This window comes from Pseudomonas sp. PAMC 25886 (assembly GCF_000242655.1).
In the GTDB taxonomy this organism is placed as follows: Bacteria; Pseudomonadota; Gammaproteobacteria; order Pseudomonadales; family Pseudomonadaceae; genus Aquipseudomonas.
On the sequence record NZ_AHHC01000058.1, the window covers coordinates 12,567 to 38,834 of the forward strand.

Genomic DNA, 26,268 nt, shown 5'->3' on the forward strand with positions numbered 1-26,268 from the left:
TTAAAAAGACAACATTCCAGCACGGTTAAACAGCCAGGTTGGGGTTACGTTGTAGCACCCGGTCCATGACGCGGTCGGTCTTCAACGCCTCGATCGCCAGCGCCGGGTGTTTGCTCTCACCGCGAATGTGCGCGTTCATCCCCAGCACGTGATGCCACTGGATATGCGCGTGATTGGGCACCTCCACTTCCTCGCGGGTCTCGGCCTCAAGGCGCAACGGTGCTTCATCGAATACCGAGAAGGTGATGCGGCCCTTGCTGCCGATCAGTTCCACCAAATCCTCGCGACGGTCGGCAACAAAGTTCCAGCAGCCCATGCCCAGCGCGCCCGAGGCGAAGGTCCAGCAGGCGGTCACGGCGTCTTCAGCGGCATAACGCCCTGCCTGGCGCGCGGTAAACCCGGCCACATCGACGATATCCCCGGCCAGGTACTGGAACAGGTCAAAACCGTGGCTGGCCAGGTCCGCAAAATAACCGCCGCCGGCAATCGCCGGGTCGGTGCGCCAGTTGCTGCTGCTGGCGTCGTCCTCGGAAGGCGGCTTGCACAAGGTCCAGGTCAGGTGGCGCAACTCACCGATGCGCCCGTCCTGCAGCCAATCCCGCACTTGCTGGAAGCGCGGCAGGGAACGCCGGTAATAGGAGACAAACAGGTGCAGCCCGGCCTGTTCAAAGGTGCGCTGCATCAGCGCACTTTGCTCGGCATTCAGCGACATGGGTTTCTCGACGCAGCAATGCTTGCCCGCGGCGGCCACCATCAGGCTGTACTCCAGGTGACTGTCGGGCGGTGTGGCGATGTAGACCGCGTCCACTTCAGGGTCGTCGATCAGCGCCTGGGCGTCGGTGTAGAACCGGGCGATGCCATGGCGTGCCGCATAATCGCGCACCGCCTCCTCGCGGCGCCCCATCACGGCCACCAGCGCGGAACCTGGCGCTTTGTAGAAGGCGGGTCCACTCTTGAGTTCAGTGACACTGCCACAGCCGATCATGCCCCAGCGTACGGTGTTCATCTGTATCTCCTTGCAGTGAGTTTTTTTCGATGGGGCAGTATCGGTGTTTTCCTGCGCCCTCTCCACCCTGCCGGTTAAAGACTGAGCATGACAATTGCATTACACTTTTATGACATTCATCCAACTGCAGGGGCACAGACGATGAAAATAAGGGCCACGGTGATTTGCGAGCACGACGGGCACATCCTGTTCGTGCGTAAAGCCCGATCGAAATGGGCACTGCCCGGTGGCAAGGTCGAGCGCGACGAGCGCCCGGCAGGCGCCGCCGCGCGGGAACTGGAAGAAGAAACCGGGCTGAACGTGGATGGTTTGCTGTTATTGCAGGAGTTGAAGGCCAGCGACACGCTGCACCATGTGTTCGAGGCGTCGGTGGTGAATATCGACGAAGCCCGGCCCCTGAGTGAAATCACGGAATGCCAATGGCACCCCTACACGCGCCTGGAAGACCTGGACACCACCCAGGCAACCCAGCAAATCGTCAAATCCTTCCTGCGCCGCCTCTAAGGCGCCGCCAGTTCCGGGCTTTGCCCGCTGCGCGACAGCGCCTGTTTTACCCAACCATTGGCTTTCTGCCGTTCGACAAAGGATTTGACGAACGCGGCAGCGGCTGCGTGCGCCACCGGTACCGCGACGGCCTGGCTGATGCTCATGAAGTCATCCTCCAGCAGACGCCAGCGCTCATCCACTCGGGTTCGCAGGTAATCCCGCACCCCGGCCGCCGCATTCAGGTCTTGCTCGATAAACAGGTCCACGGCCCCCGCCGAGGTCGGCGCGCGCACCAGTTCGGCGTGCTGCACCGTGCGGCTCAGGTACAGGTCATACGCCGCGCCCTGGCCGACGGCGATGCGTTGGCCCGGAGCATCCAGTTGCGACACGCTGCTCAAGGGTGAATCCACCGCCACCAGGTACGTGCCCTTGATGATCACGTAGGGCGCACTGAAGGCGATTTCCTGCTCGCGCACCGGTTCGATGGCCAGGAATGCCACGCGCCAGAGGTCATCGGCCAATGCGGCGAAGACCCTGCCCGCCGCTTCAAAGGTGATCAACTCAAGCCGCACGCCCAACTCATCGGCCAGGGCCCTGGCCAGCGCCACCGACACGCCCTGGGGCTCGCCACCTTCACCGCGCTGGGCCAGCACCGGGTTGCCAAAGTTGATGGCAGCCCGAAGCACACCCTCGGGGGCCAGTTGTTGCAGTACCTGCGGGTCAATCATTACGCGCTCCTTGAACAGTTCTTTGCACGGTCTTGCGAATGACGAAGGGCAAGACGCCACCGTGTTCAAGGTAACCAACCTCCTGCAGCGAGTCGAGGCGCAAGGTCAGTGCGGTGCGCGTGGTTTCACCGTTAGTACGGTCAATCTGCAAGGTGATCCGGTTTTCGCCGACCTGCAGGTGATCCAGGCCGAGGAAGCTCAGGGACTCGCGGCCATCGAGGTGCAAGTCCTGCACCGTCGCGCCTTCATCGAAGACCAGCGGCAGCACGCCCATGCCAATCAGGTTGCTGCGGTGAATCCGCTCGATGCTGCGGGCCACCACCACCTTGACCCCCAGCAGGCTCAGGACCTTTGCCGCCCAGTCGCGGCTGGAGCCGGCACCGTAGTTGATCCCGGCGAACACGACCGTCGGCGTGCCGGTGTAGCTTTGCGCGGCGAGGTACAGCGGCAGGTAGTCGCTGCGGTCGGCGTTCCAGGCCCAGACGCCCTGGCGCGGGGGTTGGTCGGGCGTCAGCAGGTTGTTCAGGCGCGGGTTGGTGAACGCGCCGCGCACCATCACTTCGTGGTTACTGCGCCGCGTCGAATACTGATTGAGGTCCGCCAGCGCTTCGCCGCGCTCCTGCAGCCAGTGCCCGGCCAGGCTGTCGGCCGGAATCGTGCCCGCCGGGGAGATATGGTCAGTGGTGACGTTATCGCCCAACACCACCAGGGCCCGCGCACGGCTGATGGACAAGGAACCGGGCGGCACCGGCGCGACGTCGGCGAGGTACTGCGGGCGGCGCAGGTAAGTGGAGTCGGGATGCCAGGCAAACTGCACGCTGCCGCCGGCTTCCAGCGCTTGCCAATGGTGAGTGCCTTGCCACAGCAGTTGCTGGCGCTGCCGGAACAGCGCCGGGCGCACCACCGCCGCCACTTGCGCGGCCACCTCGGCTTCGCTGGGCATCAGCTCATGCAGGAACACCGGCTGCCCGTGAGCGTCCATCGCCAGCGGTTGGGCCGACAGGTCAATGTCGATGCTGCCGGCAATCGCATAGGCCACGCACAACGCGGGCGATGCGAGGTAGCCGGCCGGGACTTTCGGGTTGACCCGGCCTTCGAAATTGCGATTGCCCGAAAGCACCACCACGCCTTTCAAGCCCTGTTCGGCGAAGGTCTCGACATGGCGTTCAAGGCTGCCGGAGTTGCCGATGCAGGTCATGCAGCCAAAGCCCGCCAGGTCGAACCCCAGTGCGGAAAAATCCTCCAGCAAGCCAGCGGCCTCAAGGTAATCGGCCACCACCCGCGAGCCCGGTGACAGCGACGTCTTGACCCATGGTTTGCGCGTCAGCCCACGGGCGCGGGCATTGCGGGCGAAGAGCCCGGCCTGGACCATCTGCGCCGGGTTGGCGGTGTTGGTGCAACTGGTGATGGCCGACATCACCACCGCGCCATGGGTAATCGGTACCTGGAATGACGGCTCGAAAAACACCTGTTCGGCGGCGCTCACGTGCTGATGAAACGAAGGCCCGGCGCCTGCCAGGGACTGGCGCTGATGCGGCTGATGAGGGCCGGCGACACTGGGTTCAACCCGCGCCAGATCCAGCTCGATCCATTCATCAAACACTGGCTCGGGGTCGCCCTCCCGGCGCCACAGCGGCTGCGCCGCCATATAGGCCGAGACCTTGTTGATCAAGGCTTGTGGCCGCGCACTCAGGTTAAGGTACGCCAGCGTCTCGTCATCAAACGGGAAAAACACCACGGTGGCACCGTATTCCGGCGCCATGTTGGCCACGGTGCCCCGTGCCGCCCAACTCAGGGACGCCAGGCCCGGCCCGGTGAACTCGACAAACTTGCCGACCATGCTGCGCCGGCGCAGCAGTTCGGTCACCGTCAACGCCAGGTCCGTGGCGGTCACCCCGTCGCGCAAGGCGTTGGTGACGCGAATGCCCACCACCTGCGGGAAAGGAATCGGCACCGGCTCACCGAGCATCGCGGCCTGCCCTTCCAGCCCGCCGACGCCCCAGCCCAGCACGCCGATGGCATTGATCATGGGGGTGTGGCTGTCGGTGGCGACCATGCAGTCGGGGTGCAACAGCACGTGGCCGTTGCGTGGCGCGCTTTCCCACACCAACTGGGCGATGGACTCCATGTTCATCTGGTGGATGATCCCGGTGCCCGGCGGGATCACCTTGAAGTTGTCGAGGCTGGCCTGGGCCCACTTGATAAAGCGGTAACGCTCGCTGTTGCGGCGAAAGTCGATGTCCAGGTTGGCGTCCACCGCATTCGCCTCGGCGTAGTGCTCGACGATCACCGAATGGTCGATGGTCAGCACCGCCGGGATCGACGGGTTCACCGCCCGGGGATCACCGCCCAGTTCGGCCACCACATCGCGCATCCCGGCGAAATCCGCCAGGGCCGGCAGGCAGGTGGTGTCATGGAACATCAGCCGGTTGGGCTGGAACGGCACTTCGCAATCCGGCCCTTCGCCGAGGGCCCGCGCCAACACCTGGGGCAGCGACGCCGGGGCACAGCGGGCGATGTTTTCCAGGAGGATGCGCACGGAATACGGCAGCCGCTGGAGTTGCGCCGGGCTCAGCAGCTTGTGCAGGTCGATCCAGGCGAAGCGCTGGCCGTCGATGTCGAGGTGACTGAGATACGCGCTCATAGCTGCTTGAATACCCGCTCGATACGCTCAAGGCCCCAGTCCAGTTCTTCGCGGGTAATCGACAATGGCGGTGCGATGCGCAGCACGTTTTCGTGGGTTTCCTTGGTCAGCAATCCTTCGGCCAACAGCGCTTCGCAGATTGGCCGCGCATCGCGGTCCAGCTCGACGCCGACCCACAAGCCACGCCCGCGAATCTCGCGAATGGCCGGCGAGTTCATCGCCTTCAGGCGCTCCACCAGGTACTGGCCCAGTTGCGCGCTGTTATCGATCAAGCCCTCCTCTTCCAGCACCTTCAATGCTTCCAGGCCAATGGCCGCCGCCAACGGGTTGCCGCCAAAGGTCGAGCCGTGGCTGCCGGCGTCAAACAGGTCCATGATCGAATGATCCGCCACGAATGCCGACACCGGCATGATCCCGCCGCCCAAGGCTTTGCCAAGGATCAGCGCGTCGGGGCGAATGCCTTCGTGCTGGAAGGCGAACCACTTGCCGGTGCGGCCCAGCCCGGACTGGATCTCGTCGAGGATCAACAAGGTGTTGGTCTCGTCGCAGAGTTGGCGCAGCTCTCGCAGGAAACCCGCCGGTGGCACGCGAATGCCGGCCTCGCCCTGGATCGGTTCGATCAGCACCGCGCAGGTGTTGGCGGTGATCGCCTGGCGAAAACTCTCGATGTCACCGAAGCGCGCCTCGGTGAAACCGTTGCAGAACGGGCCGAAGTCGGCCTTGTAGTCAGGCTCGGAGGAGAAGCCGACGATGGTCGAGGTGCGGCCGTGGAAGTTGTTGTCGGCCACCACGATGTTGGCCTGGTTTGCCGGGATGCCCTTGATTCGATAACCCCAGCGCCGGGCGGCCTTGATCGCGGTTTCCACGGCTTCGGCGCCGCTGTTCATCGGCAGGGCCGAGTCAAAGCCCGTGATGCGGCACAGGGTCTTGAGGAAGTTGCCCAGGGGTTCGCTGTAGAACGCCCGGGAGACCACGCTGATCTTGTCGATCTGCGCCACGGCGGCGGCGCGAATGCGCGGGTGGACATGGCCGTGGCTGACGGCGGAATAGGCCGACATCATGTCCAGGTAGCGCTTGCCATCATCGCCAATGGCCCAGACGCCCTCGCCCTTGACGATCACCACCGGCAAAGGGGAATAGTTGTGGGCGCAGAATTGGTTTTCGAGGGTGATTGCCGGGTTGGGGTGCATGGTGGGAAGTCCTGCCGAATAAATAATGAATGAACAGCGCAACGCCAATGTGGGAGCGGGCTTGCCTGCGATGGCGGTGTATCAGGCGGCATTGATGTCGAATATGCCGCCGCTATCGCAGGCAAGCCAGCTCCCACACTTGTCCTGCGTCAGGCGCTGAGGAGCTTGCCGCTGCGAATCGGTGTAGCCCCGGATACCCGGCCCAGCGGATCGCCCGGTTTCACAAATCGCACATCGCGGCGCATGTACAGCACGCCGGTGTTGTGGCTGTTGACCGTCGTGACCTGCCCACTGTGGGGATCAACAATATCGAACAACGCCTGCCCCGCCTCGATGCGGCTGCCCACTGCCGCCCGGTGTACCAGCACCCCGGCGCATGGCGCATAAAATTGTTCGCTGCCGGCCAGCGGCGTCGCCGGGTTGCGCAGCGCCGGCAATGGCCGTGGCGTGCCTTCAATCGCGCCCAGGTGGGTCAGGTAATCAACGATCGCCATGGCGTCATGCTGCGCCAGTTCATAGGACACATCCCGCTGGCCGCGATGCTCAACGGTCACCGCCACGCTGCTGTCCGGGATCGGGAAACGCGCACCAAACCGCTCACGCAGGTTGACCCACAGCAGGTACAGCGCCTCATCGAACGAGTTGGCCTGGGAGTCGGTGGCCAGCAACGAGGCTTCGGAGCCGATGTAGCGCGCCAACGGTTCCACGGTCGCCCACACGGCTTCACCGGTGTACACGTGCATCGAGGCCTCACGGGAGCAATGCAGGTCCAGCACAATATCCGCGTCGTGGGCCAGCAGCATCAGGGTACGTTGCAGCGACTGGAATTCATCCAGCGGTTGCGAGTCCAGCAGGCATTCGCCCCAGGCCTGGCGGATCAGTTGGCGGTTGGCGTCAATGTCCTGGCCCAGCAGGTGTTCGATCTTGTCGGCGATTGCCTGATAGGGCACCGGGAAACCCCGGTTGTAATTACGCCCGCTGCCCAGCTCGAAACGTCCGCTGGGCGCGCCCATGATGTACTGGCTCAGCCCGGTGGGGTTGGCCACGGACACCAGCACGATTTCAGCCATCAGGCGGTTGGCATTTTCGAGTTCCACCAAGTGCCGGCGCAGTTGTGCGGCCACCAGCAGCGCCGGGGTTTCGTCGGCATGCAGCGCCGCCTGGATATAGATTTTTCGACCTGCACCCATTGCACCGTAATGCTCACTGTCCACGTGCCTGTGGGTGCCTTGTGTCGCTTGCAGCAAGGGGTGTGATTTAAGTTTCATAAACCGGAAATCTCGATATTCGAGTGATGAACGCTGAAGAAATATTAACGAGCCGGCGTGATCGTCTGTAAGGGCGGCCCACACTATCTTGATCTGGTAATCCGATCAGTGTGGGAGCTGGCTTGCCTGCGATGGCGGTGGGTCAGCCAGCCTATTCCGTGACTGACCCACCGCCATCGCGGGCAAGTCGAATCGTCGCACCGCCGCTCCCACAGTGGGTGGTTACCAGAGCGCCAGGGTGTAGCCCAGCATCACGCGGTTCTCGTTAACGTCGTTGAAGTAGTTGCCTTTGCTCAGCGCGTTGCGCCAGCGCATTGACACGCCCTTGAAAGGCCCGTTCTGCACCACGTAGCCCAGGTCCAGATCGCGCTCCCACTCGCGGCCTTCGCGGTTGAAGCCGAGCACCTCGGCCGAATCACCCTTGGCGTACTTGATGCCGAACAGCAGGCCCGGCAAGCCGAGGTCGGCGAAGTTGTAGTCATAGCGGGCGTGCCAGGCTCGCTCCTTGGTCTGGGTGAAGTTGCTGAACTGGTACTCGGTGAACAGGTAGGTGATGGAGCCATCCAGGTAGGTAAACGGCGTGGTGCCGTATTGCTGCTGGAAGCCGCCGCCGATGCTGTGGCCGCCGTACTGGTAAGTCAGGCGGCTGCTCAAGGCGCTGTTGTCGACTTTGCCCGCCAGGCCCGCGCCGTCCTTGTCGGACTTGAAGTAGCGCACGTCGGTTTTCAACGTGCCCGGCCCCAGGCCGAAGTTGTTCTTGAAGCCTACGTATTGCTGCTGGTAGATGCTGTCCAGCGCCGCGAAGTGGTAGCTGAGCAAGGTGTTGGGGGTCAGCGAATAGTCGCCACCGGCAAAGCGGAACTGGTCGCTCAGGGCGGTGCTTTTGTAGACCTTGCTCACCGTGGTCAGCTTCATGTCTTCGTAGTTGGTGGAGTCACGGTCCTTGGCCTGGTCGATCTGCCCGAGGGTGATTTTCAGGTTGCTGATGTCGTTGGACACCAACTGGGTGCCGCTGAACGATTGCGGGAACAGACGGCTGGTGTTGGGTTGCAGGATCGGAAGGTCCGGCACCAGGTAGCCCACACGCAGCTCGCTTTGGGCGAAGCGGGCCTTGGCGGTCACCCCCAGCTTGGAGTACTCGTCGGAGACATTCTTGTCGCTGTCACGCTGCAGCAAGCCGGTACCGGACAGCCCCGGGCTGGAGTCGAGTTTCACCCCCAGCATGCCGGTCAGGTCCAGGCCGAAGCCCACGGTGCCTTCGGTGAAACCGGACTTGATACCGAGGATAAAACCTTGGGCCCACTCGGCGCGCATCGACTGGGAAGCCGCCTCGCGGTAGTCACGGTTGAAGTAGTAGTTCTTCAAGTCCAGCGTACCGCTGCTGTCCTTGATGAAGTCTGCATGGGCCAGTGACGGGACCAGCCCGCTGCTGACAACGCCGACGCCGGTGATGAGTTGAGTCAGGGATTTTTTCATTTTTTTAGCTCCTGGCAGTGGGGGTGGGGGTTGGTGTTTTTATTGTTCTTCGGGCATGGCTTCGCCGTTCGCGCAAATCAGCGATTTGCGCGGCGGGTGACGTCAGTCCTGGGTTACAGCGCTAGCGGTACGGGGCCCTGGCGGATGCGGTAGCCACCGTTTTCAAGTTTCTCCAAGGGGCTGGCGGCGGCCAGCAGCTTGCGGGTGTAAGGGTGTTGCGGGCGGTCGAAGATCTCGTCGCGGGCGCCCATTTCCACCACCCTGCCCTCGCTCATCACCGCCACCCGGTGGGCGATGCGTTCTACCGCCGCCAGGTCGTGGGAGATGAACAGGCAGGCAAAGCCGTACTGCGCCTGCAGGCGTTCGAACAGCTCAAGGATCTGCTTCTGGATGGTCATGTCCAACGCCGAGATCGGCTCATCGGCGATCACCAGTCGCGGGTGGCGCACCAGCGCCCGGCCGATGGCCACCCGTTGGCGCTGGCCACCGGACAACTGGTGAGGGAAACGGTCGACAAACTGCTCGGCCAGGCCGATGTCCAGCAGGGTTTTCGTCACCCGCTCACGCCGTTGGGCAGGCGTCATGCCGGGCACATGGCGCAGGGGTTCGGCGAGGATGTCGCCGATTTTCATGCGTGGGTCGAGTGACGAATACGGGTCCTGGAAAATCATCTGGCATTGCAGCCGATGCTCGCGGTTGCCGGCCTTGAGAATGTCCACGCCTTCAAATTCGATGGCGCCGGAACACGGGCTGTTCAGGCCGACAATCGCCCGGCCCAGGGTGGTCTTGCCGGAGCCACTGCCGCCCACCAGCGCCAGCGTTTCCCCGGGAGCGATGGACAGGTTGGCCGAATGCACCACCCGTTTTAACTGGCTGCGGCCCCACAGGCTGCGCGGCCCCGGGTGCTCGATGCACACGTCCTTGACTGTCAGCAACGGCCGGTCTGCCTTGGGCAAGGCCGCCAGGGTGCCGCGCCGAGGCAACGCCTCCAGCAGTTGCCGGGTGTACTCGGCCTTGGGCGCCAGCAGGATCTGCTCGATGGTGCCCTGCTCCACCGCGCGGCCTTCGCGCATCACCACCACTTTGTCGGCGTAGCGCGCCACCAGCGACAGGTCGTGGCTGATAAACAGGATCGCCGTGCCCTGTTCGCGGGTCAGGTCGAGCATCAGTTTCAACACGTCCAGTTGCGCCAGGCAATCCAGGGCCGTGGTGGGCTCGTCGGCAATCAGCAACGCCGGGCGCAGCAGCATCACCGAGGCCAGCATGATGCGCTGGCGCATGCCGCCGGAGAACTCGTGGGGAAACGCGGCCAGGCAACGCTCGGCGTCCTTGATGCCGATATGCCCGAGCATTTCCAGGCTGCGCTCACGGATCTGCGCATCGGTGAGCTTGGTGTGCAGGCGCAGGCCCTCGGCCATTTGCTCGCCGATGCTCATGGACGGGTTGAGGGACACCATGGGTTCCTGGAACACCATACCGATCTTCGCCCCGCGCAACTGGCGCAGTTGCTCCGGCGCCAGGCTGCCCAGGTCATGGCCCTGGAAGCGCACCTGGCCGCTGCATTGCTCAAGCGGCGGTGGCAGCAGGCCGATGGCGGCGCGGGCGGCCATGGTCTTGCCGCTGCCGGACTCGCCCACCAGCGCCACGATTTCGCCGGGCGCGATGGTGAAGCTCAGGTCGTTGACCGCCAGCGGGCCGTTGGCCCCCTCGCGGATTTTCAGCTGGTCGACTGCCAGAAGGATGTCAGTCATGGTCATTTACTCATCCGCGGGTCGAGACGATCGCGCAAGGCATCGCCGCACAGGTTGAACGCCAGCAACGCCATGGCGATGCAGACACCGGGAAACAGCCCCAGCCAACTGGCCGTGGCGATATACGGCCGGCTGGCGGCGAGCATGTTGCCCCAGGTGGCGGCCGGTGGCGGGACGCCCAGGCCGAGGAAACTCAGGGAGCTTTCCGCCAGGATCGCCCAGCCGAACATGCTGGTGGCCAGTACGCACACCGGTGCCACGCAGTTCGGCGCAATGTGCCGCAGCATGGTGTACAGCTCGGAGTTGCCGATCACCCGCGAGGCCTCGACAAACTCTTTCTCGCGCAGCGACAACACCGTGCCGCGCACCACCCGCACCACCGACGGCGTGTAGGCCAGGCTCAAGGCGAAGACAATGCCGTACAGGCTTGGGCCGATGATCGCCATCAAGCCCAGGGCCAGCAGGATGCCGGGGAACGCCAGCAATGCGTCGTTGACCATCATCAGGCCACGGTCGACCCAGCCCCGCAGGAATCCGGCCAGCAGGCCGAGCACCGTGCCGGCGGTGATCGCCAGCGTCACCGTCAACACACTCACCCACAGGCTGGTGTGCGCGCCGATCATCAGGCGGCTCAGCACATCGCGGCCGTATTCGTCAGTGCCCAGCCAGTGGGCAGCCGTGGGCGCCTGCAAACGCGCCAACAGGTTCAGGGCCAACGGGTCATGGGGCGTCCAGACCAGGCCCAGCAAGGCCATGATCAACAACAAGGCCAGCAGCAGCGCACCGATCAGCGCGTTCAGCGGCGGCACACGCCAGGCCCTGGGGGCACGCGCCGGTGCCGGCAACAGCACCTCGGGTGCGGCAGGTAGAGGCTTATTCATAACTTAACCCTGGGGTCGAAGAGCGGGTACAGCAGGTCCACCAACAGGTTGACCAGCACATAAACAAAGGTCACCAGCAGCAGGCAGCCTTGCAGCACCGGGTAGTCCCGGGCGTAGATGGCGTCGACCATCAGCCGGCCGATGCCTGGCAGGGTGAACACGGTTTCGAGCACCGCGATGCCACTGAGGAGGTTGCCGAGGATCAGGCCGATCAGGGTCAGGGTCGGCGCAAACGAGTTGCGCAGCGCATGCCGCCACAACACCGCCCGTTCCGACAGGCCCTTGGCCCGGGCGTGGGTGATGTACTCCAGGCGCAGCACTTCAATCGCACTGGCCCGGGCCATGCGGGTGATCGCGCCAAGTTCGACCAACGTCAGGGTGACAATCGGCAGCACGATAAAACTCAAGGCCTGCCACGGCGACTGGCCGAACGACACATACCCCACCACCGGCAACCAGCCCAGCTTGATACCGAACGCGTAGAGCAACAGCAGGCCCAGCCAGAAGCTCGGGATCGACAGCAACAGGGTCGCGGTGGAGACCACGCCAAAGTCCAGGGAGCTGTTCTGTTTCCAGGCCGAGAGCAAACCGGCCGGTACCGCAATCAACGCCGCGAGCAACACCGAGACCAGCACGATCCCGGCACTCACCTGGAACCGGTCGAGGATCAGCGGCAACACCGCCTCATTGGTGGTGATGGAATGCCCAAGGTCGCCACTGAGCACCGCCTTGAGCCAGATCACAAACTGCAGCGGCAACGGCTGGTCCAGGCCCAGGGACGCACGCGCGACCTCCAGGCTGTGGGCGTCGGCCATGTCGCCGAGCATCAGCAGCGCCGGGTCGCCGGGCACCAGCCGGATGATCGCGAACACCATCAGCGAGATCAGCAGCAAGGTCGGGATCGACATCGCCAGCCGTTGGAAGATGAAACGCAACATCCTCAGTTACTCCCGGTCGCAGGCACGCTGACGGTCCACAAGCGCGGCTTGGACACCGGCCAGGTTCGCAGCCCCTGCACGTAGTCGCGGCTGGCGGCGATGGCGTTGCCGTTGTACATCGGGATCAGCGGCACGTCCTTGAGCATCTGCTGGTGCAATTGATCGAACAGCGCCTGGCGCTTGGTGATGTCGCCCTCACGCTGGGCTTCACGCAGCCATTCCTGGGCCTGGGGGTTGTCCCAGACCTTGCGGGCTTCCTTGTCCTTGTCGCCGGTCATGGAGTCGAAACTCAGGGCCGGGTCGAGGCGCTCGGAATACGGGAACGCCATCATCTGGTAGTTGCCGGTCTGGTAGCGCTCCAGCTGAGTGCCCCACTCCAGGGTTTCCAGTTCCAGGTTGAGGCCACTGGCCTTGGCCATGGCTTGCACGAACACGCCCATGTCGAAGATCGCGGCGTAGCGCTTGTTGACGATCAGCTTGATCGGCTGGCCTTTATAGCCGGCTTCGCGCAGCAGTTGGGCGGTCTTGGCCGGGTCGAAGTCGAAGCCCTGGTTCTCGATGGCCTGGTGGTAGTGGCTGCCGCTGGCGACCATCGAGTTGTTGGCCTGGGAGCGGCCACCGGTCAAGGCGGCGACGATTTGTGCGGTGTCCAGCGAGTGGGCGATGGCCTGGCGCAGGCGCACATCTTTGAGCAACGGGTCGCGGGTCTGGAACAACAGTGCGTTGACCGACATGGTGCCGCTGGAGGTGACCTTGATGCCGGGGTTGGCGGCCAGTTCGGTGGCGTCCAGCGGCGTGACGTCAATCAGCAGGTCGACGTTCTTCGACAGCAAGGCCGCCTTGGCCGCCGCCGGGTCGGGGATCACCAGCAGGCGCACGCGGTCCAGGGTGGTGGTTTTATTGCCGGTGTAGCCGTCCGGCTCTTTCTCGTCACGCGGGGTGTAGTCGGCGTTGCGCAGCAGGTCGACGTACTGGCCGGGCTTCCACTCGCCCAGGCGGAACGGGCCGGTACCGATGGGGGCTTTCCATTGGCCGTTGACCACCGAGTCGGGGTGCAGGATGCCGCTGCCGCCGCACTCGGGCAGTGCCGTACTGGTGAGGAACAGGCCGTTGGGCTTGTCCAGGGTGAACACCACGGTGAGCGGGTCCGGGGCGCTCATGTCGACGATTTTGGCGCCGCCATGGCCGTCGAATTCCGGGGCGCAGCGCCATTGGGTTTTCGGGTCGAGGTAGTGCTTCCAGGTCCACAGCACTTCGGCGGAGGTCAACGGCGCACCGTTCTGGAACTTCACCCCGCTGCGCAAGTGGAAGGTGTAGCGCAGGCCGTCGTCGGACACCTGCACGTCCTTGGCCAGCAGCGGGCCGACGGTGGCATCTTCACGGAAGGCCACCAGTCCTTCGGTAATGTGCAAGATGACGGCGTCGGAGTTGGTGTCACGGTTGACGCCTGGCTCGGTGCTGCGAATGTCGGCGTTCAACGCGACCTTCAACAGATTCTCGGCGTGGGCAGTGCCCACCAGCGCGGCGGACAAGGCGCCAGCCAGGATTAAAGTCTTGTTCATGATAAATGCACCTTGAATGATCCTTACGCTTGGGTTCGGACGCTGGCAGGACCCAAAAAGAGGCACGGCCGAACACCTGAATAGTTGTTGTTGTTTTAGTCGCTGACTACGGTTTGCGAATGTTCCTGGACCGATCTTATTCGCCACCCGATGAACTTGAGAAGAACGCTCCGAGTGATCGGGCTCGGTTTATCCGATCATCAACCGTCCGTGGGTTGCCCTGGCCTTACCGTACCGAGAAATCAGGGCCTTGAGCCGGAAAAGATGCGGTTTTAATGATCAAAAATAATGATCGTGATCGCCAATACCGATCTTTGCGCACCTGGAGTCATCAGATAAGCTGGCTGACATTCAATGGTTTAAATGCAGCACTGACTGAGCCAACCGCCATGACCCTCACCCATCTTCGTGCTTTCTGCTCCGTGGTTGAAAAAGGCAGCTTCCGCTCTGCCGCGCGTCAATTGGATGTGGCGCAAAGCACCCTGACCCAGTCGATCCAGACCCTGGAAAAAGAACTCGGGGTGGTGCTGCTGCAACGTTCCAACCAGGGCATCAACCTGACGCCGGCCGGCGAAGTGTTCCTGGCCCGCGCCCGCTCCATCACCCTCGACTGCGAACGCGCCCTGCTTGACCTGCAACCCTGGAAAGGCGAACCCGAAGGCCATATCGCCCTGGGTGTGACCTCCGAACCCTTGGCCGAATTGCTGCTGCCGGTACTGAGCAACTTCACCCAGCGCTTCCCGCGCATGCAGGTGCACGTGGCCAGCGGCACCACCAAGGGCCTGGTGGAAAAAGTCCGCGATGGCCGCCTGGATTTCGTCTTGTGCCCGCTGGCGCCCAACGTCGCCGATATCGACCTGGCCATCGACCGCCTCTACAGCTCCAACGCCGGCATCATTGCGCGCAAGGGCCACCCCCAGGCCCACGCAAAATCCGTGCAAGCCCTCACCGACTGCCAGTGGATCAGCGTGCGCCCGGCCGGCGTGGTGGGCGGCGCGGAGAACCGCTTGATCGAGCTGTTCCGCACCCAGGGCCTGGCGCCGCCGAAGATCGCGATCACCACCGATTCGTTGCTGGAAACCCTGCACATCGTCTCGGAAACCGATTACCTGACCATCGAGCCGCGCATGCTGCCGGGGATGAAGCTGTTTTCCAGCGCCCTGACCACCATCGCTATCGAAGAACCGTTGGCCACCCGCGATGTGTGCCTGATCAGCCGCCGCTCATCACCGCTCACCAGCGTCAGCCAGGAACTGACCAGCATGCTGATTTCCTATTCGCGGCTGGTGCACCGCAGCCGTTGACTCTCCTCCCCCCACGAGCCTGTTTATGCCCATGTCCTACGATGGTTTGTCCCGCGCCAGCGCCAGCAGCGTCGGCGTTGATCCCGAGCACCTGATTGCCTTTCTCGATGAGGTGAAAGCCGCCGGTCTCGACCTGCAAGGCCTGATGCTGCATCGCCACGGCCAGGTGGTCGCCGAAGGCTGGAGCTGGCCGGTGGACCCCAACGAACCCCGGGTACTGCACTCGGTGGCCAAGAGCTTTACCGCCTGCGCCATCGGCCTGGCCCTGGATGAAGGGTTGCTGAAACTGGACGACCGGCTGGTGGAGTTCTTCCCCGAGTTCGTACCGGCGGCCGCTGACCCGCGCCTGGCGGACATGACCGTGGAACACCTGCTGAGCATGCGCACCGGCCACGCCGCCAATACCTCGGGCTCGGTGTGGCGCGGAATCGAGACCAGCTGGATTGCCGAATTCTTCAAGATCCCGCTGGCCTATGCGCCGGGCACCACCTACGTCTATACCAGTGCGGCGAGTTACATGCTCTCGGCGCTGATCAACAAGGTCACCGGGCAAACCTTGCACGCGTACCTCAAGCCCCGGCTGTTTGTGCCGCTGGACATCCATAATGAACGCTGGGACATCGGCCCCGATAGGGTGAATCCCGGCGGGAACGGTCTGAAAGCACCGACGTCGGCCATGCTCAAGCTGGCCGTGCTGCATGCACAAGGCGGCGTCTGGAATGGCCAGCAGATTCTGCCGGCCGCCTGGGTTGCTGCGGCCACCCGGCCACAAGGCGGGCCGGACAGCCGTTACGGTTATCACTGGATGATGAAACCGGCTCAGGCTTTCAGCGCGGTGGGCGTGTTTGTGCAGATGGCGATGGTGTTCCGCGAATACGGCGCAACGCTGGTGGTGATCGGCGGGATGAAGAATTCGGCGGAGCTGCTTCCGTTTGTCGAGCGGCATTTTCCGGCGGCGTTTGGCAGTGATTGCAACGTCAAACCTGACGCGGATGCGCGGTTGGAGCAACGTCTGGCGAGCATGGCGCTGCGGCCTGATTTGCTTTCAGCGTGTGCCGGGCCGGCGGATTTCACCGGTGTGTATCAGGTAGAACCCAATGGGCTGGATGTGCAGCAAGTGGCGTTTGCCGTTGAGGGCAATGTACTGCGCTTCCAGCTGACCGACAGCAAGGCTGGGCATGCCCTGGAAATCGGGATTGATCACTGGGTCAGCGGCACCACCAGCATGCCGGGTCGGGCGTTGCACCACGGTTATGAGTTCAAGGACGCGCAGATTATTGCCGGCGCGCGCTGGCTGGATACCCGGACGCTGGAGATGACCTGGATCTATCCGCAGACGGCGTTTCGTGATCGGGTGGTGTGTGAGTTTGACGGTGACCGCGTGCGTGTGGCGCGTACGGTCAACGTCAACAGTGCGGGGAAGGAGCAGGAAGTCTTAGTCGGCATGAAGCTCTAGTGTGAGAGCCGGGCTTGCCCGCAATGCGGGCGACTCGGTACCTCGGTCACACCGCGATAATCCTCGCTAAAGCTCGACAGCGCCCACCACCATCGCGGCCAGTTCTTCCCGGCTGCGGCTGATCATCACGCCGATTTGTGCAAGGTGGTCAACCGCTGCCACACCCCCCTCCTCGCTGATGCCACGGCACGCCGGCAGGTGCAGGATCACCTCGAAACCGGCCTTGAACAGCTGCAACACGGTAGTCTTGACGCAGTAGTCCAGCGCCAGGCCGCCGACGATTACGCGCCGGATGCCCTGGGCATTGAGGTACTCGATGACCCCGGTGGAAAGTTTGTCGTGAAGGTCGTGGTAGCAGGCGCCGTAGGGATGCAGGTCGGGCTCGACGCCTTTCCAGATGAAGTAGTCGTAGTCATAGGGCGCAGGCAATTCGTCCAGCAGGGTGAAACCCACGGTGCCGGGCACGCAGTGGGCCACCCAGGTGACATCGGCGTGCACCAGGCCGGTGGGTTGCAGCATCTCGCTGTGCTGCGAGACCACCCAGGGCGCGTGGGGGGTGTGGGCGTCCTTGCTGCCCACACGGCGCCCGGCGAGGCTGGCCATATAGTTGAGCTCGGCGCCGATCTGGTCGCCGCCGACCACCGGCAGTTCAGCGGGGCACAGCGGCGTGAAGCTCTTCTGGGCATCGACATCAAATGAGGCAACAGCGTTTTTCGGGACGGTCATTTTGGCGTTCTCCTCTGGCATGCGCACAAAAGCACAAGGCCAGGTACAGGAGCAAGTGCCGTCAGTTCATCCAGTTCCCGCCGTCGACGTTGTAGGTCTGGGCAACCACGTAGTCGGCCTCTTTTGAAGCGAGGAAAATCGCCATCCCGGTCAAATCCTCCGCCGTGCCCATCCGTCCAAACGGCACCTCGGCCCCCACGCGTTTTTTCTTCTCCCCCAGCGGCAGCCCTTCATGCCGGGCGAACATCGCATCCACCCCGTCCCAATGCTCACCGTCCACCACGCCCGGGGCGATGGCATTCACGTTGATGCCCTGCTTGATCAGATTCAACCCCGCCGACTGCGTGAGGCTGATCACCGCGGCCTTGGTCGCGCAGTACACAGCCACCAACGGCTCCCCCCGACGCCCGGCCTGGCTGGCCATGTTGATGATCTTGCCGCCGTGCCCCTGCTTGATCATCTGCTTGGCTGCCGCCTGCAAGGTGAACAGCGTACCGGCGACGTTGATCGAGAACAGCCGGTCAAAGCTGTCGCGGGTGATCTCGGTGATCGGTGCCAGGTCGAACAAGGCCGCGTTGTTGATCAGGATATCGAGCTTGCCGGCCTGCGCCACCACGGCAGCAATCGCCGCGTCGATGGAGGCCTGGTCGGTGACGTCCATCGCCACCGCGTAGGCCTTAGGGCCCAATTCAGCGGCGGTGGCCCGGGCCCGCGCAAGATTGATGTCGGCGATGGCGACGGTGGCGCCTTCGTTGATGTAGGCCTGGGCAAACGCCCGGCCAATGCCCCGGGCGCTGCCGGTGACCAGCGCGCTTTTACCTTCCAGTCGTTTCATGAATGCAGTGTCCCTAAGGTGATTATTTCGGGTAGCCGGCGCGTTTCATTTCGCGCGTCGTGGTGGCCTGCGCCTCGGCCAGTGCCTTGTCGACGGTCATGCCACCGGTGAGCGCTGCCGAAAACAGCTTGCCCACCGAGGTGCCGATGGCCTGGAACTCAGGGATGGTCACGTATTGGATGCCCACGTACGGCACAGGCTTGGCCGACGGGTGCGCCGGGTCGGCGTGTTGCATCATCTGCAAGGTCACCTGGGCGAACGGCGCCGCAGCCAGGTACGCCGCGTTGTAGGTGGACTGGCGCGTGCCCGGCGGCACGTTGGTGATGCCGTCCTTGTCCGCCACCAACTGGATGTATTCCTTGGAGGTGGCCCAGGTGATGAAGGCTTTGGCGGCGTCCTTGTGTTTGGAGGTGGCCGGGATCGCCAGGGACCAGGCGTAGAGCCACGACGAGCCCTTGTCGGTGACCTCGGTGGGGGCGGCGGCAAAGCCCACGCTGTCGGCGACCTTGCTTTGGGTTTTGTCGGTGGTGAACGAGCCGGCGACGCTGGCATCCACCCAGATCGCGCATTTGCCACTGTTGAACAGCGCCAGGGTTTCGTTGAAACCGTTGCTGGAGACGCCCGGCGGACCGTAGTTTTTCAGGGTATTAACGTAGAAGTTCGCCGCTGCGGTCCACTCGGGGCTCGTCAGCTCGGGCTTCCATTGTTCGTCAAACCAGCGGGCGCCAAACGCATTGGCCATGGTGCTTAGCAGCGCGATGTTTTCACCCCAGCCAGCCTTGCCCCGCAGGCACATGCCGTATTGGTCCTTGGCGGGTTGGTTGAGTTTGGCGGCGAACTCGCCCAGCTGGGTCCAGGTCGGGTGCTCGGGCATCGTCAAGCCCGCCTGCTTGAACAGGTCGGTGCGGTAATAGGTGACGGTGCTTTCGCCATAGAACGGCAAGGCATAGAGGGTGTTGTTCACCGACAGGCCCTGACGTACGGCGGGGAAGATGTCGTCTACGTCGTAGTCGGCGGGCAGTGGCGTGATCGGCTCCAGCCAGTGCTTGGCGCCCCACAACGGGGTTTCGTAGGTGCCGATGGTCAGCACGTCGAACTGGCCGCCCTGGGTGGCGATATCAGTGGTGAGGCGTTGGCGCAGGACGTTTTCTTCGAGCACCACCCAATTGAGTTTCACCTCGGGGTGTTGTTGCTCGAACACCTTGGACAGGCGTTGCATGCGGATCATGTCACTGTTGTTGACCGTGGCGATGGTCACGGTTTCGGCCGCGTGGGCGGCGATTGCCAGCGTGAGGCCGGAGAGCAGGAACAGCGCTTTCGAAATCTTGAACATGGCGGTTTCCACTTATTGTTTTTGTTGTTGACGACCCGATTACAGCAGCTTGCCCGGGGCGGGACAAACGCATGGCGGATGCCTGACTGATACTTTTTTAACCGCCACCACGAAATCAAAAAAGTATCAGTGGCGGGCAAAACCCGGGGTAGCGGCTGCCCGGGCAAAGGGCGTATTTTGGTCCCATTCCAAAAAGCCCAGAAGGGCCAAGCCCATGCCTGCAAGCCGCTCCGCCCTTTTCGAGCAACGCCCCGCCGAGCTGGAAGTGATTCTGGCCGAGCCCGAGCATGGCTTTCGCTGGTACGAACATGACTATCCGTTCGAACTCGCCCGCTGGAACCATCACCCGGAATTCGAGATTCACCTGATCCGCCAGGGCAGCGGCAAGCTGGTGGCAGGTGACTATATCGGTGCGTTTGGCGCCGGCCACGTCGCGCTGATCGGCCCCGACCTGCCCCACGACTGGATCGGCGACCTGGCGCCCGGCGAATACCTGACCGGCCGCGATGTGGTACTGCAGTTCGACGGCGCCGCGCTGCTGGCCCTGCGCAGCACCCTGCCGGAGTTGGGCGATCTGCAACCCCTGTTTGACCGGGCCCGCCGCGGCCTGGAATTCACCGGCGAGACCGCCCTGAAGGCCGCGCATCTGCTGGAATCCATCGGCCCTGCCCAAGGGCTGGCGCGCCTGATCCTGTTCATCCAGTTACTGCATACGTTGATGCAGGCGCCCGACCGGGAAACCCACTGCCTGGCCAGCGCCTGCTACACGCCGAGCCTGGATGCCCGCAGCTCGGAGCGTATCCACAAGGCCTTCGAATACTTGATGACGGAACTGACTGGCGACTTAAGGCTGTCGGTCATCGCCCAGCGGCTGGAGATGAGCGAGCCGGGGTTTTCGCGCTTCTTCAAGCGCGTCACCGGCCACGGTTTTATCGACCTGATGCGCAAGTTCCGGGTGCAGCGCGCCTGCCGCCTGTTGCTGCAAAGCGACATGTCGGTGGCGGATATCTGCTTTGAAGTGGGCTACGCCAACCTCTCCAACTTCAACCGGCACTTTCGCATCGAGATGAACCAGACGCCCAGCGAGTATCGCCGGGAAACCGCGACGTACCTGTTCAACCGCAACGGTGATCAGGCGCTGCCGTTTACCAAGGCCCACTGAGCCAGGCGGGCCACTTCCAGGTCTACATCGGCCCGGTGCCGCTCGTTATCCTCCAGAAACCAGGCCGCGGACAAACCGGCATGGGCCATCACCCATTGCAACAGACGCTGGCGCTCCAGGCCCGCTGCCCGGGCGATGACCTCGACCTGGCGTGCAAATCGCACAGGGTCGGTGCACGTGGGCAAATCCGGATTGCAGATCAGGTTCGCGTAGTCATAGCCGCGCTCGCCAGTCACCCGCTTGGGGTCGATCGCCAGCCAGCCCCGTGGGCCGAAGTCGAGGATGTTGTCGTGGTGCACGTCACCGTGCAGCACCATCTGTTCCTGGGGCGACGCCAGCAGGTTGCGCGCCGTGGTGGCGCACTCGCGTATCAGCCCGCCTTTGCGCTCAGCGGCGAGCCACAGGGACTCAAACCATTGCTCCAATGAATGCAAACCCTCCGGCGACGACGGGCGTGGGGCATGCAATAAAGCCACGGTGGCGCAGGCAATGCGGCTGGCTTCATCGTCGTGGCCATTGAGGGCCATGTGCATCAGTGAACCCGGGCCGGTCGCGCGCTCCATCACCACGGCATCGTCGTCATGGAGAAATACCCGTGCGGCGCCCTCGCCCGCCCACCAGGTCATCAACGCACCGCCGAGTTTTTCCTCGGGCTCGCGGGCGATCTTGAGCATCGCCGGCTGGCCGTCCCAGCGTACCGGCAGCAGATCGCTGCTGTGGGTGATGATCGCGTCACCCTCGGGGGTGAGTTTCCAGCGTTTCAAATAATGATCGAACATCGGATGGCTCCCAGTGCGAGGCCCTTCAGGATGCCACAAGCGCGTTTAGCCGCCCCCTCCGGTTTCTGACCAAAAGGCCGACTATTTCCCACTTTTCTCAATTCCTTCATGCAATTGACACAAATTGGTACAACCTGTGCAAACGTTTGCGGAACGAACTTGGCAGCCAAGTTCACCTCAACCCGAAGAATCGGGCCCAAACCGCGTACGAACAGGGATTTTCAATGCACCCCACTTCCAGACGAACCGCGTCGGCTACTCCTTTTGCTGTTTCCCTGCTACTGGCTGCCGTTACGGGAGTACTCAGCGCACCCATTTTGGCGCAGGAAAAACCCTCCGATGACTCAGCACAGGGCGAAACCCTGGCCCCGGAAGCCAGCCCCTCGAAAAAAGGCGTGTACCTGTCGGACTGGTTCAACCAGGACCTGACGGTCATCGGCAGCAAAGACATCAGCTTCGGCCCCAAACCCGCCGATGACGTTTACCTGGAGTACGAATACTTCGGCCGCAAGGGCCCGTTCGAACTGTATGGCTACATCGATATCCCGAAGATCTTCGGCATCGGCAACAGCAATGACAAAGGTGCCTGGGACCACGGCTCCCCAGTGTTCATGGAACACGAACCGCGTATCTCCATCGACTACCTGGCCGGTCGCAGCCTGGCCATCGGGCCGTTCAAGGAATGGTACGTGGCGTTTGACTGGATCTACGACCACGGCAGCAACAAGGCCAACCGCGCCAATACCTTGTACAGCGGCCTGGGCACCGACATCGAGACCCACTCGCGGGTGAACCTGTCGGCGAACTTCTATGGCCGCTACCAGTGGGAAAACTACGGCGCCAGCAACGAATACTCGTGGGACGGCTACCGGGCGCAGATGAAGTACATCGTGCCCATCGGCAGCTTCGACAATGGTGCCTCGCTGACCTATATCGGCTTCACCAACTACGATTTCGGCTCGGACCTGCACAAAGACAACCCCGCGCGCACCGCCAACTCCCTGGTTGCAACAAACGTGTTGTTGTATTCGTTCACTCACTTGCGTTTCACCCTGGTCGGCCGTTACTTCCACAACGGCGGCAACTGGGAAGACGGCAGCGAGCTGAACTTTGGCGACGGTAATTTCCGCGCCCGCTCCAACGGCTGGGGTTACTACGCCGGTGTGGGCTATCAATTCTGAGTGTGAACAAGGAGCAGTAGATGAAGACCTTTACCCGCCTTTCTATCGCCATCGGCCTGGCCGCCGGGGCGCTGTTGCCCCAGGTCGCGTTGGCCGATACGCCGGCCCCGATCAAGCCCAAGGTGATGCTGATCACCATGTTCGCCCCCGAGGCGCAGAACTGGATCGACCGCCTGGAGCTCAAGCAGGAAGTACGCGTGCCGGGCTTGTCGGCCGAGTACCCGGTGATCCGCTGCAACACCCAGGACGTGTGCCTGCTGGTAACCGGCATGGGCCAGACCAACGCAGCGGCCTCGACCCTGGCGCTGGCGTTGTCGCCCAAGTTCGACCTGCGCCAGAGCTACTTCCTGATCGCCGGGATTGCCGGGATCAACCCGCACCACGGCACCATCGGCACCGCCGCGTGGGCCCATTACCTGGTGGAGTTCGGCACCCAGTGGGAACTGGATTCACGGGATGCGCCGAAGGATTGGCCGACCGGTTACATCGGCATCAACACCAAAGGGCCGAACGAGAAGCCGCCGCTGGACTACAAGACCGAAGTGTTTGAGCTCAATCCCAAGCTGCAGGCCAAGGCGTTTGCGCTGTCGCAGAAAGTCGAACTCAGCGAAAGCAAGGAGTCCACGGCCTGGCGCAAACACTACCCGTACGCGCCGGCCAACCAGCCGCCGCAAGTTACCCGGTGTGACACCCTGGCGGGCAATACCTGGTTCTCCGGGACGCGCCTGAGTGAGCGCGCGGAAGTCTGGACCAAGTTGCTGACGGACAATAAAGGCGTGTATTGCACCACCCAGCAGGAAGACAACTCCACCTATGAGGCGTTGCTGCGAGCCAGCCGCGAAGGCTTGGTGGATATCAAGCGTTTGGCCGTCGTGCGGGCCGGCTCCGACTTTGATCGGCCATACCCGGGTTACAGCGAAGTGGACAACCTGTTGAAGTATGCGGACCAGGGCGGTTTTGTACCGGCCCTGGAGAACCTGTACCGCACCGGTAACCCGCTGGTGCAGGCGATTCTGAAGAACTGGTCGGCGTGGGAGAAAGGCGTTCCGCAAGAGTAAAGACTGCGCCGCAGGTCTGTAGGAGCAAGCTTGCTCGCGACGATGGTTAACGATAACGCGGGGCATCTGGTACCCCGCGTCGTTCTCAGGTTTTTCGCGAGCAAGCTCGCTCCTACAGGGTATTGATCAGGGCAGGAAGATAATCTTGTCTGCACTGCCCTGGTTCACTTCCTCAAAGCACTTCACACCGTCGGCCAGCGACACTTCCCGCAAGCCGGTCGGCAACGGCAACAAGCCTTCATCGAAGAACCGCCCGAACTGCTCCAGCATCACCGCGCACTGCTCGCAGTTGTAGAGCAACGAATTGATCCCCACCACCGAACCGCCCTTGCGGTACAACGCCAGGGCTGGCAGTTGTACGTGCCCGTCCACCGGTGCGGCAATGATTGCGATCCGGCCAAAGGGTGCCAGCGCCGCCACGGCTGCCGGCAACCAGAAACCGGTGGTATCGAAAATCACATCGGCGCCCGCACCAAACAGCGCATTGACCTGCCCGCCCAGCGCTTCCGGCTGGCCCAGTAACAGCCCCTCGAAACCCTGCTCGCGCAATGCCTCGACCTGTTCCGGCCGACGCACCGCCCCGAGCACCTGGGCCCCACGAATTTTCGCCAGGGCCAGGGCCGCACTGCCTACGGCACCATTGGCACCAATCACCAGCAAACGCGTGCCTTGGCCAACACCGCTGCGCTCAAGTGCATCCCACGCCGTGGTGTACGGCACGCCGAGACTGGCTGCCTGGGCAAAGCTCAGATGGCTGGGCTTGTGGGCCACGCCCTTGGCCGACACGGTGAGGTACTGGGCGTGGGAACCGTCGGCAAAAAAGCCCAGGTCGCGGCCGGTGCCCCAGACTTCCTGGCCTACCAGCTCCTGCGGGCCTTCCACCACCACCCCGGCAAAGTCCCGGCCGGGGATGCGTGGCAAGGTGGTGTAGGGGAAGCGCCCGAGTACGTTCTTCACGTCGCTGGGGTTCAGCCCGGCGGCCTTGATGTGTACCAGGACTTCACCGGCCGCCGGCACCGGGGTGGCGACGTCAACGTAAGCGAGGGCAGCGAGATCGCCGGAGGCGGAAAATTGCAGTGCTTTCATGGCCAATATCCATCGAGGTTAAAAAGGGTTTCAGGACAACCAGGCGCTGACCAGCTGCCGGCCCATAGGCCAGAGCTTTTCCCCCAGTAACATGCCCATCAGCCCTACCAGGGCAATGGCCGGAGGCGCGGGCGAACGAAAGTCCAGGGCACCGTAAATCACGCCGACCAACAGGCCGATGGCCAAGGAAATCAGGTAATTCATGGAACACTCCGCAGCAAGGGTTGATGCGGTCAGTGTAGGGGGCCCAAATCCGAAGCATCGGCCAACTGCTTCAGAATTTCGGCCAAGCCTCAGACGGGGTACTGCGATGGTGCCATTCCCAATTCGCGACGAAACATGTCGCTGAAACTGCTGGGGGAATAGCCCAGGGAGCGGGCGATGGCGCTGACCGACTGGCCCTGGATCAGCTCGGCCACGGCGGTGGCCAACTGCACCTGGCGGCGCCACTCGGCAAAGCCCATGCCCAGGCTGTTCTGGAACAGCCGGGCCAGGGTGCGCACGCTGGCGCCGGAGGCTTCGGCGTGCTGCTCGAAGGGAATGTCCAGGGAAGGCGACGCCATGACTGCCTGGCAGGCACTCATCAGGCGTCGGTCGGCACCCACGGGCAAGGCAATGCGGATCGGCGAACGCCGGGCCCGCTGCAGCTCCAGCAGGGCCAGGCCGACCACTGCCTCGTAGTAGGCCTGATCACCCTTGTCGCCCTGCTCGACCAACGCCACGATCAGTTCGCGCAGCAGCCCGCCCACCTCGATCACTTGCACCTGGCTGTCCAGGGTCGCAGCCAGCGCCGGGCGCAGGTAGATGTTGCGCATCTGCAAGTCGGACACCACGCGAATCCCGTGCTCGACACCCGGCGGCAGCCACACCGCGCGCTGAGGCGGCACCACCAGCGCTTCCTGCGGCGTCTCGACCCACATCACACCGCTCATCGCGTAAAGCAACTGGCCCCAATCGTGTTGATGAGGCTCGACGTACAACCCACGCGGGTAGGTACGCGCCAAGGGTTGCACGGGGACGGCGTGATCACTGAGGTCGGGGGGTGCGGCCAGGGCCATGGAAGGCACATCAGTCAAGGATGGACAGCCATGGTAATGACCCGTGCCGGATAATCCGAGTGAATTTTTACCGCCTGGGGAGGGTCACTTAAAGACACAAGGAGGGTTAACGGATCCATGACTAACGCAAAACTTTTCGTGATCGACTACACGCTGCATGGCCAGCCCAAGTCATTCATCATCCGCCTGGAAAAACTCGACAACGCCGAAGCCTGGCATTGGGCGAGCTGCGACGCGGGCGTGGGTCGTATCGGGCGCTTTGCCCGGGAGCAGGTGAAGAAGACCAGCCAGCCCCAGGCCGAGAAATTCGGCATCGAAAACGTGCAATGGCGCCGCTCGGATGCGCGCCCCAGCGCGTGA

At 63.2% G+C, this 26,268-nt stretch carries 24 protein-coding genes; 7 read left to right on the forward strand and 17 right to left on the reverse strand.

From position 1 onward, the window contains the following. Positions 1 to 25: 25 nt before the first annotated feature. The gene (locus MUM_RS0119690) at positions 26 to 1,006 is read right to left on the reverse strand and encodes a Gfo/Idh/MocA family protein (RefSeq protein ID WP_010173210.1); all 981 of its coding nucleotides are present in this window, start codon (positions 1,004 to 1,006) and stop codon (positions 26 to 28) included. Positions 1,007 to 1,147: 141 nt separating this feature from the next. Here MUM_RS0119690 and MUM_RS0119695 point away from each other — a divergent pair, with 141 nt between their 5' ends. Beyond that, positions 1,148 to 1,510 carry an NUDIX hydrolase gene (locus MUM_RS0119695; protein ID WP_010173212.1) on the forward strand — a complete coding sequence of 121 codons (363 nt, stop codon included), beginning with the start codon at positions 1,148 to 1,150 and terminating at the stop codon, positions 1,508 to 1,510. Here the strand turns inward: MUM_RS0119695 and MUM_RS0119700 are convergent. The 9 genes from MUM_RS0119700 to MUM_RS0119740 form a co-directional block, all read right to left on the reverse strand. Continuing rightward, positions 1,507 to 2,220, reverse strand: coding sequence for a transporter substrate-binding domain-containing protein (locus MUM_RS0119700; protein WP_010173214.1), 714 nt, complete (start codon positions 2,218 to 2,220; stop codon positions 1,507 to 1,509). The two genes, MUM_RS0119695 and MUM_RS0119700, sit on opposite strands and share 4 nt — an antisense overlap. After that, complete coding sequence (gene acnA / locus MUM_RS0119705) at positions 2,213 to 4,864, reverse strand: aconitate hydratase AcnA (RefSeq protein ID WP_010173216.1); 2,652 nt, start codon at positions 4,862 to 4,864, stop codon at positions 2,213 to 2,215. Before acnA ends, MUM_RS0119700 begins: the two co-directional genes overlap by 8 nt. Next, entirely contained in the window at positions 4,861 to 6,054 is a 1,194-nt protein-coding gene (gene rocD, locus MUM_RS0119710; protein WP_010173217.1) for an ornithine--oxo-acid transaminase, read from the reverse strand. Before rocD ends, acnA begins: the two co-directional genes overlap by 4 nt. Positions 6,055 to 6,203: 149 nt before the next feature. After that, entirely contained in the window at positions 6,204 to 7,322 is a 1,119-nt protein-coding gene (locus tag MUM_RS0119715; protein ID WP_029616011.1) for a succinylglutamate desuccinylase/aspartoacylase family protein, read from the reverse strand. A gap of 222 nt (positions 7,323 to 7,544) precedes the next feature. Continuing rightward, positions 7,545 to 8,798, reverse strand: coding sequence for an OprD family porin (locus MUM_RS0119720; protein ID WP_010173219.1), 1,254 nt, complete (start codon positions 8,796 to 8,798; stop codon positions 7,545 to 7,547). Between the two features lie 113 nt (positions 8,799 to 8,911). After that, on the reverse strand, positions 8,912 to 10,555 hold the full coding sequence (locus tag MUM_RS0119725; protein ID WP_010173220.1) for an ABC transporter ATP-binding protein: 1,644 nt from the start codon (positions 10,553 to 10,555) through the stop codon (positions 8,912 to 8,914). Further along, on the reverse strand, positions 10,552 to 11,430 hold the full coding sequence (locus tag MUM_RS0119730) for an ABC transporter permease (protein ID WP_003208137.1): 879 nt from the start codon (positions 11,428 to 11,430) through the stop codon (positions 10,552 to 10,554). Before MUM_RS0119730 ends, MUM_RS0119725 begins: the two co-directional genes overlap by 4 nt. Beyond that, a complete protein-coding gene (locus tag MUM_RS0119735; protein ID WP_003208135.1) occupies positions 11,427 to 12,368 on the reverse strand; it encodes an ABC transporter permease in 942 nt (313 codons plus the stop codon). Before MUM_RS0119735 ends, MUM_RS0119730 begins: the two co-directional genes overlap by 4 nt. A gap of 2 nt (positions 12,369 to 12,370) precedes the next feature. Further along, positions 12,371 to 13,930, reverse strand: coding sequence for an ABC transporter substrate-binding protein (locus MUM_RS0119740; protein WP_010173223.1), 1,560 nt, complete (start codon positions 13,928 to 13,930; stop codon positions 12,371 to 12,373). Between the two features lie 389 nt (positions 13,931 to 14,319). Between MUM_RS0119740 and MUM_RS0119745 the strand changes: the two genes are divergently transcribed. Continuing rightward, a complete protein-coding gene (locus MUM_RS0119745) occupies positions 14,320 to 15,234 on the forward strand; it encodes a LysR substrate-binding domain-containing protein (protein WP_003208132.1) in 915 nt (304 codons plus the stop codon). A gap of 25 nt (positions 15,235 to 15,259) precedes the next feature. Further along, positions 15,260 to 16,690, forward strand: coding sequence for a serine hydrolase domain-containing protein (locus MUM_RS0119750; protein WP_010173225.1), 1,431 nt, complete (start codon positions 15,260 to 15,262; stop codon positions 16,688 to 16,690). Positions 16,691 to 16,756: 66 nt separating this feature from the next. On the opposite strand, the gene MUM_RS0119755 is transcribed toward MUM_RS0119750, so the two are convergent. The 3 genes from MUM_RS0119755 to MUM_RS0119765 all read right to left on the reverse strand — a co-directional run bounded on the left by MUM_RS0119755 (position 16,757) and on the right by MUM_RS0119765 (position 19,584). Beyond that, complete coding sequence (locus MUM_RS0119755; protein ID WP_010173227.1) at positions 16,757 to 17,416, reverse strand: isochorismatase family protein; 660 nt, start codon at positions 17,414 to 17,416, stop codon at positions 16,757 to 16,759. A gap of 61 nt (positions 17,417 to 17,477) precedes the next feature. Beyond that, positions 17,478 to 18,251: an L-iditol 2-dehydrogenase gene (locus tag MUM_RS0119760; protein ID WP_010173229.1), complete on the reverse strand. Its 774-nt coding sequence runs from the start codon at positions 18,249 to 18,251 to the stop codon at positions 17,478 to 17,480. 22 nt (positions 18,252 to 18,273) lie between these two features. Then, positions 18,274 to 19,584, reverse strand: a complete 1,311-nt coding sequence (locus tag MUM_RS0119765; RefSeq protein ID WP_010173232.1) for an ABC transporter substrate-binding protein — start codon at positions 19,582 to 19,584, stop codon at positions 18,274 to 18,276. A 214-nt stretch (positions 19,585 to 19,798) separates the two neighbouring features. Between MUM_RS0119765 and MUM_RS0119770 the strand changes: the two genes are divergently transcribed. Continuing rightward, a complete protein-coding gene (locus MUM_RS0119770; RefSeq protein ID WP_010173234.1) occupies positions 19,799 to 20,746 on the forward strand; it encodes a helix-turn-helix domain-containing protein in 948 nt (315 codons plus the stop codon). Here MUM_RS0119770 and MUM_RS0119775 read toward each other — a convergent pair. Next, complete coding sequence (locus MUM_RS0119775) at positions 20,716 to 21,525, reverse strand: aminoglycoside phosphotransferase family protein (RefSeq protein ID WP_010173236.1); 810 nt, start codon at positions 21,523 to 21,525, stop codon at positions 20,716 to 20,718. The two genes, MUM_RS0119770 and MUM_RS0119775, sit on opposite strands and share 31 nt — an antisense overlap. A gap of 224 nt (positions 21,526 to 21,749) precedes the next feature. On the opposite strand from MUM_RS0119775, the gene MUM_RS0119780 reads away from it, so the two are divergent. Both MUM_RS0119780 and MUM_RS0119785 read left to right on the forward strand, forming a co-directional pair. Beyond that, a complete protein-coding gene (locus MUM_RS0119780; protein ID WP_029616012.1) occupies positions 21,750 to 22,706 on the forward strand; it encodes a nucleoside-specific channel-forming protein Tsx in 957 nt (318 codons plus the stop codon). Between the two features lie 20 nt (positions 22,707 to 22,726). After that, on the forward strand, positions 22,727 to 23,764 hold the full coding sequence (locus tag MUM_RS0119785; RefSeq protein ID WP_010173240.1) for a purine-nucleoside phosphorylase: 1,038 nt from the start codon (positions 22,727 to 22,729) through the stop codon (positions 23,762 to 23,764). A gap of 126 nt (positions 23,765 to 23,890) precedes the next feature. Here the strand turns inward: MUM_RS0119785 and MUM_RS0119790 are convergent, their stop codons facing one another. The 3 genes from MUM_RS0119790 to MUM_RS0119800 form a co-directional block, all read right to left on the reverse strand. Continuing rightward, on the reverse strand, positions 23,891 to 24,850 hold the full coding sequence (locus MUM_RS0119790; protein WP_010173242.1) for a quinone oxidoreductase family protein: 960 nt from the start codon (positions 24,848 to 24,850) through the stop codon (positions 23,891 to 23,893). Positions 24,851 to 24,880: 30 nt separating this feature from the next. Further along, entirely contained in the window at positions 24,881 to 25,054 is a 174-nt protein-coding gene (locus MUM_RS1000000133400; RefSeq protein WP_010173244.1) for a DUF1427 family protein, read from the reverse strand. Positions 25,055 to 25,143: 89 nt separating this feature from the next. Then, positions 25,144 to 25,908 (reverse strand): AraC family transcriptional regulator, encoded by a 765-nt coding sequence (locus MUM_RS0119800; RefSeq protein WP_010173246.1) that lies wholly within the window; start codon positions 25,906 to 25,908, stop codon positions 25,144 to 25,146. A gap of 117 nt (positions 25,909 to 26,025) precedes the next feature. Here MUM_RS0119800 and MUM_RS0119805 point away from each other — a divergent pair, with 117 nt between their 5' ends. Continuing rightward, positions 26,026 to 26,268, forward strand: a complete 243-nt coding sequence (locus MUM_RS0119805) for a DUF6555 family protein (RefSeq protein WP_003208104.1) — start codon at positions 26,026 to 26,028, stop codon at positions 26,266 to 26,268.

What these genes read in the sequence shown, in the direction of transcription:
- MUM_RS1000000133400 (WP_010173244.1), bottom strand. Translation starts at nt 25,054, where the DNA reads ATGAATTACCTGATTTCCTTGGCCATCGGCCTGTTGGTCGGCGTGATT.
- MUM_RS0119770 (WP_010173234.1), top strand. Translation starts at nt 19,799, where the DNA reads ATGCCTGCAAGCCGCTCCGCCCTTTTCGAGCAACGCCCCGCCGAGCTG.
- MUM_RS0119745 (WP_003208132.1), top strand. Translation starts at nt 14,320, where the DNA reads ATGACCCTCACCCATCTTCGTGCTTTCTGCTCCGTGGTTGAAAAAGGC.
- MUM_RS0119720 (WP_010173219.1), bottom strand. Translation starts at nt 8,798, where the DNA reads ATGAAAAAATCCCTGACTCAACTCATCACCGGCGTCGGCGTTGTCAGC.
- MUM_RS0119730 (WP_003208137.1), bottom strand. Translation starts at nt 11,430, where the DNA reads ATGAATAAGCCTCTACCTGCCGCACCCGAGGTGCTGTTGCCGGCACCG.
- MUM_RS0119755 (WP_010173227.1), bottom strand. Translation starts at nt 17,416, where the DNA reads ATGACCGTCCCGAAAAACGCTGTTGCCTCATTTGATGTCGATGCCCAG.
- MUM_RS0119740 (WP_010173223.1), bottom strand. Translation starts at nt 13,930, where the DNA reads ATGAACAAGACTTTAATCCTGGCTGGCGCCTTGTCCGCCGCGCTGGTG.
- MUM_RS0119735 (WP_003208135.1), bottom strand. Translation starts at nt 12,368, where the DNA reads ATGTTGCGTTTCATCTTCCAACGGCTGGCGATGTCGATCCCGACCTTG.
- MUM_RS0119715 (WP_029616011.1), bottom strand. Translation starts at nt 7,322, where the DNA reads ATGAAACTTAAATCACACCCCTTGCTGCAAGCGACACAAGGCACCCAC.
- MUM_RS0119765 (WP_010173232.1), bottom strand. Translation starts at nt 19,584, where the DNA reads ATGTTCAAGATTTCGAAAGCGCTGTTCCTGCTCTCCGGCCTCACGCTG.
- MUM_RS0119695 (WP_010173212.1), top strand. Translation starts at nt 1,148, where the DNA reads ATGAAAATAAGGGCCACGGTGATTTGCGAGCACGACGGGCACATCCTG.
- rocD (WP_010173217.1), bottom strand. Translation starts at nt 6,054, where the DNA reads ATGCACCCCAACCCGGCAATCACCCTCGAAAACCAATTCTGCGCCCAC.
- acnA (WP_010173216.1), bottom strand. Translation starts at nt 4,864, where the DNA reads ATGAGCGCGTATCTCAGTCACCTCGACATCGACGGCCAGCGCTTCGCC.
- MUM_RS0119725 (WP_010173220.1), bottom strand. Translation starts at nt 10,555, where the DNA reads ATGACCATGACTGACATCCTTCTGGCAGTCGACCAGCTGAAAATCCGC.
- MUM_RS0119690 (WP_010173210.1), bottom strand. Translation starts at nt 1,006, where the DNA reads ATGAACACCGTACGCTGGGGCATGATCGGCTGTGGCAGTGTCACTGAA.
- MUM_RS0119805 (WP_003208104.1), top strand. Translation starts at nt 26,026, where the DNA reads ATGACTAACGCAAAACTTTTCGTGATCGACTACACGCTGCATGGCCAG.
- MUM_RS0119800 (WP_010173246.1), bottom strand. Translation starts at nt 25,908, where the DNA reads ATGGCCCTGGCCGCACCCCCCGACCTCAGTGATCACGCCGTCCCCGTG.
- MUM_RS0119775 (WP_010173236.1), bottom strand. Translation starts at nt 21,525, where the DNA reads ATGTTCGATCATTATTTGAAACGCTGGAAACTCACCCCCGAGGGTGAC.
- MUM_RS0119750 (WP_010173225.1), top strand. Translation starts at nt 15,260, where the DNA reads ATGCCCATGTCCTACGATGGTTTGTCCCGCGCCAGCGCCAGCAGCGTC.
- MUM_RS0119785 (WP_010173240.1), top strand. Translation starts at nt 22,727, where the DNA reads ATGAAGACCTTTACCCGCCTTTCTATCGCCATCGGCCTGGCCGCCGGG.
- MUM_RS0119760 (WP_010173229.1), bottom strand. Translation starts at nt 18,251, where the DNA reads ATGAAACGACTGGAAGGTAAAAGCGCGCTGGTCACCGGCAGCGCCCGG.
- MUM_RS0119700 (WP_010173214.1), bottom strand. Translation starts at nt 2,220, where the DNA reads ATGATTGACCCGCAGGTACTGCAACAACTGGCCCCCGAGGGTGTGCTT.
- MUM_RS0119780 (WP_029616012.1), top strand. Translation starts at nt 21,750, where the DNA reads ATGCACCCCACTTCCAGACGAACCGCGTCGGCTACTCCTTTTGCTGTT.
- MUM_RS0119790 (WP_010173242.1), bottom strand. Translation starts at nt 24,850, where the DNA reads ATGAAAGCACTGCAATTTTCCGCCTCCGGCGATCTCGCTGCCCTCGCT.